The organism is Lactobacillus sp. UMNPBX16 (genome assembly GCF_002553775.1).
Taxonomy (GTDB): domain Bacteria; phylum Bacillota; class Bacilli; order Lactobacillales; family Lactobacillaceae; genus Lactobacillus; species Lactobacillus crispatus.
In genome coordinates this window covers 1-3840 of sequence record NZ_PCYU01000026.1, presented here as the reverse complement: position 1 = coordinate 3840, position 3840 = coordinate 1, and the positions used below count along the sequence as shown (strand labels likewise).

At 46.7% G+C, this 3840-nt stretch carries 4 protein-coding genes and 1 pseudogene; all 5 read right to left on the bottom strand.

Annotation, left to right across the window (positions count from 1 at the left end; all coding sequences use genetic code 11):
* Positions 1–53: 53 nt before the first annotated feature.
* Entirely contained in the window at positions 54–692 is a 639-nt protein-coding gene (locus CP367_RS06520; RefSeq protein WP_089146204.1) for a TetR/AcrR family transcriptional regulator, read from the bottom strand.
* The gene (locus CP367_RS06515; RefSeq protein ID WP_089144295.1) at positions 689–2305 is read right to left on the bottom strand and encodes an ABC transporter permease; all 1617 of its coding nucleotides are present in this window, start codon (positions 2303–2305) and stop codon (positions 689–691) included. Before CP367_RS06515 ends, CP367_RS06520 begins: the two co-directional genes overlap by 4 nt.
* The gene (locus tag CP367_RS06510; protein WP_089146203.1) at positions 2292–3209 is read right to left on the bottom strand and encodes an ABC transporter ATP-binding protein; all 918 of its coding nucleotides are present in this window, start codon (positions 3207–3209) and stop codon (positions 2292–2294) included. Before CP367_RS06510 ends, CP367_RS06515 begins: the two co-directional genes overlap by 14 nt.
* A gap of 277 nt (positions 3210–3486) precedes the next feature.
* Complete coding sequence (locus CP367_RS11190; protein ID WP_003554982.1) at positions 3487–3591, bottom strand: hypothetical protein; 105 nt, start codon at positions 3589–3591, stop codon at positions 3487–3489.
* 63 nt (positions 3592–3654) lie between these two features.
* Positions 3655–3840: pseudogene (locus tag CP367_RS10985) on the bottom strand (IS5/IS1182 family transposase); the annotation flags it as partial.

The window sequence follows — 3840 nt, the reverse complement described above, 5'->3', positions numbered from 1 at the left end:
GTTAATTATTTCTTACTATACCCTAATGACCTTTTTTGATCTATCAGCTGACGTCAACTTTCATCTGGTAAAAAGCCGTGTTCGACAATCAATAACTGGCGTGCCATCGTCTCAACCACGGACTGCAGATCTTCAAACTTGCGATAATGGCCACTGGCAATGAGTCTGGTGGTGACCGCCGTTTGTTGGGCGATTAAGGCAGAAACGACACCGAAAACGTCATCGACTGACAGGCCCTCACGACGAGGCAGCTGTTCAATTTTCTCGCGAAAAATGCGATCGATTTCAGCGGATATGGCAGTTGTTTCTTGCTGCACTTGTTGTCGCAACGGTTCGGGAAAATGCGGTAAATCAGCATAGGCTTGCATTATCAAGCGGTATTCAGCTGGGAATTTGAATTGTAGTTTCAACTCATACTTAACTGCAGTGGTCATCATGGCAGCCAAGCCAGGGGCATTCTGCCACTTTTTAGGGTCCATGTGATCATAAATTCGATGATAGGCATATTTGAAAGCGTCAAGATACAGCGCTTGTTTATTGCCAAAATAATGGAAGAGCAAGCCCTTAGATACTTGTGCTTGGTTGACAATCTGATCGGTTTTGCTCTTGATGAAGCCTTGCTGGCCGAAAATTTCCGTCGCTGTTTTGAGGATTCGGGTGACCTTTTCAGGATCTGTCACAACATTTTTCATAGGCTCAAATCCTGACGGCGATAACCAGCAATGCCAAGAATAAATAATACTATAGCGCTAACAACCATCACGATTAGCCATGTTTGATCAACGTTTTCAACCGGTACATTGGCAATCCAGCCAAAAGGTGTGAAGTTGCCTGCGTGTTTTGGCAAATCAAACAATCCCCGGAAAATTTGAACGATCAGACCGGCTCCCATATACAGCCAGAATAGACTGCTTAAGCGTGGCCACAGACCGACTAGTGCGATGCCAAGGGCGATAAACGATATCACAGCCGGAACGCTAGCCACGAATAGGCGACCGAGGTACTTGAGCGGCAACGGGTGACTGAGAACAGTGTTCCCAGTGAAGAACAAGGCCAGCAGCCCAGCAGAAAGGACGAACACGCCTGCCAGCAGACCAAAGCAATAGTAGCTGACACTGATCGTGGTTCGCGTTGGCTTTTCGGCATGAATGACGCTCAAGTAACCAAGGTTGTCATCGCGTTTGAGTCGGAATGCCACTTGGACGCCAGCAGTCACGGCTAATGCGACGAAAATGCCGAGATACATGCCTAAGAATGACAGGACCATGGTCTGATTGGCAGCGTTGATTTGGCCAACATCTAGTATTTTACGATAAAGCGGATTCGTTTTAAGAATGTCGCCAACGCTGCCGAGCACACTACCCATGACGCCGCCAAACACCACGGCGCCGATTAACCACCCAGCAAATAATCTGCGCTCAGTTCGCCACAGTAAGGCAGGGATCGAGCGAAGCCAGCCGGCAGCTTTGGCTCGGCCGGTGCGTTCAGCAATAATCCCGGCGCCCAGATCGCGGTTGCGGGCAATCATGGTGGCGCTGGCCGCAAGCAGAATGCTGACCAGTAAGGCCAAACCTAAAGCCCAGACGTTGTTATCAGTATAGAAGTTTGCTTTTTCGAACCAACCAATTGGTGATAACCACGTCAGATTTTGATGCTGGATATCGGTGACCAGCCGAACCAAATAAGCGGCAGTCAGCACCATGTAGCTCAACATATTGGCTGTACGTGTGTTATTGGTTAGTTGCGCGAATAGCAACGCAATGGCTCCGAATAGCAAGTTGGCGATCACCATCCCCAGTGAAAACAGGAAGTCACCGTACAAGTCAGTACCACCCATGTTGACAGCGGCCAACGAGACAAAATAGAGGATACCCATTATGGCACTGTCGATGAGAAGCTCAAGCGAAGCGGCGGTGATGGCAGCCGTTCGCCCAACATTGCGAGCGCGAACCGTTTCGAGCAAGCCACTTTCTTCTTGACCGCGGGTGTTGCGAATCATCAGCGGCATAACCCATAAGGCCTGCAAAATAATCATGAAGACGACCATCACACCAGCAAACACAATCGCTGTGTTATACGTGTCCACCTTTGGCATCGCGCCAAACATTGCCGCCATGCCCGGCGCTTGCAGCATTTTGACAATCTCTTTAGAGCCCGAGGCCCCGCCTGCAAAGTCTGCTTCCAATTTGCCAGCACCACTGGCAATCATCATGATCAAAATGACAAGCCAGATGAGTGAAAATTTTAGATTTTGTTTGAGGTTTGCCCGAAGCAGATAACCTGCGTTCCGATTACTGTGCCGCATGAGTCTCACCTTGCTTTCCATAATAACGCAGGAATAATTCTTCCAGCGTTGGCGGCGTTGATTGCATGTCGACCACGGTGTTGGCGGCCAGTGTGGTCATGATGGTGCCAAGCGCGTCTCGATCAGCGGTGAAAACCGCCTTGGTGTGCTCGGAATCGCGATAAGTGAGGTCGTGAACGCCAGCTTGCTTTGCCAAAGCAGTCATTGGGGTAGCGGTGGTGACTTCAATTTTGATCCGCGATAGATGCCGTAATTGATCAAGATTGCTGCTCTCAATCACACTACCATCACGGATGATAACAATTGAATCACACATTCGCTCGACTTCGGACAAAATGTGGCTTGATAGCAGCACACTTTTACCGGCTCTTTTCAGTTTTAAAACTTCTTGCTGGAAAATCTGTTCATTTAATGGATCAAGCCCAGAAGTGGGTTCATCAAAAATATACAAATCGGCATCTTGCGACAACGCAGCAATTAACGCTACTTTTTGACGATTGCCTTTTGAATAGGTACGAGCTTTTTTCTTCGGATCAAATTCAAAGGCCTTGATTAGTTCATCGGTCTTTTGATTATGCTGGCGGCCATTTAAACGTAGCAATAGGTCGATAATTTCGCCGCCAGAAAGATTTGGCCATAAATAAACGTCCCCAGGAATATAGGCGATGCGTGGATGAATCGCCGCATCATCCCGCCAGGCATCTTTGCCGAAGACGGTCACTGAGCCGCCACTCTTTTTTAATAAGCCTAAAATAACTCGAATGGTCGTGGATTTGCCGGCCCCACTAGGTCCTAGAAAACCCAGAACCTGACCGGGTGCCAACGTGAAACTGACATCTTTTAATGCGGCAAACTTGCCAAAGTTTTTTTGAAGATGGTCAAGTTCGATAATAGCTGTTGTCATTTTTGTAATCCTCCTTAAGGTCAAACTTGAAACACGTTTTAATATGTCGATATCTGATCAACCTCTACAGTATAGTCGCGATTGACTGACGAGTCAACGAATTATTGACTCGTCAGTCAATTTTTTTGTGACGCCGGATTTACAATGTAAGTGCAACACCTAAATAACTAGACCAAAAAGGCCATGAAGCCTTAAACTTATAAGTGACAAAACCAATAAGTTAGGACGGACTTCATGACCCAATCTAAAGATACCATCAAAAAATCTTAGAAACTGTTTAGTATCTTTTGAGAAGTAACCTGATAAAAGCTAACGAAACCATCATGAGACTAGTGTTGAGCTTACGCTCACAGTTACGCCATAAACGATGATAATTTCCCAACCAACTAAATGAACGTTCAATGAGCCACCGTTGGGGGATAACCGAAAATTGGTGTAACTCATTTCATTTAACGACGATTACCTTGGCTGAGGTTAAACTGCTAATCTCATTGGCAAAATTTTGGCCGGTATAACCACTATCAACCATCATGGTTCGAACCAATTTAAACTGCTCTAAATTAAGGGTGACGAGTGCAATCGCCCCGTCACGATCAGTGATGTTAGCCCGGGTAATGTTAGAAAATATTGG